The sequence below is a fragment of the Patescibacteria group bacterium genome, assembly GCA_026415775.1.
Lineage (GTDB): Bacteria > Patescibacteriota > Minisyncoccia > UBA6257 > JAAZHW01 > SKW32.
This window is the reverse complement of the sequence record JAOAGL010000018.1, coordinates 1-632: the sequence shown is the minus strand read 5'-3', so window position 1 is coordinate 632 and position 632 is coordinate 1. Positions and strand designations below refer to the sequence as shown.

Annotated in this window: 1 protein-coding gene; it reads right to left on the bottom strand. The window is 42.1% G+C overall.

Annotation, left to right across the window (positions count from 1 at the left end; all coding sequences use genetic code 11):
• Positions 1-155: 155 nt before the first annotated feature.
• Positions 156-632 (bottom strand): elongation factor G (fusA, locus tag N2692_03145; protein MCX8016261.1); only part of this gene is annotated, 477 nt, incomplete at its 5' end.

Below are 632 nucleotides of genomic sequence, written 5' to 3'. Positions count from 1 at the left end.
GTGGTTTCGTGCGTTCGAATTTCGCTTTAGCCATTATAATATCCTCCTTAGTGTTTTTTATTTAAGTATAGAATGCTCGGAAGTGAAAGTGCACAGGCACGTCCACTTCCAAGTCTTACATAAGTATTTATACTTGAACAATGCTAGAAAATCAATTATTCACCTTTATTTTTTTTGATGATTTCCTCAGCAATGCTTTTCGGAACTTCTTCGTAATGGTCAAATACCATTGTGAATGTTCCGCGACCTTGTGTATTGGAGCGCAATGAAGTTGCGTATCCAAACATTTCAGAAAGTGGAACCATCGCGCGAACAACTTGCGCGTTACCGCGAGCTTCCATACCTTCGACGCGACCGCGACGAGAAGTGATGTCACCCATGATGTCACCTAAATATTCTTCAGGGACGATGACTTCTACTTTCATGATTGGCTCAAGCAATACAGGGTCACATTTTGCTGCTGCGTTTTTCAACGCCATAGAAGCAGCGATTTTGAACGCCATTTCGCTTGAGTCAACATCGTGGTAAGAACCGTCGAATAATTTCGCTTTAATGTCAACAACTGGGTATCCAGCAAGAACACCGTTTTGCATTGCATCTTCAAGACCTGCTTGAATTGCAGGGATGTATTC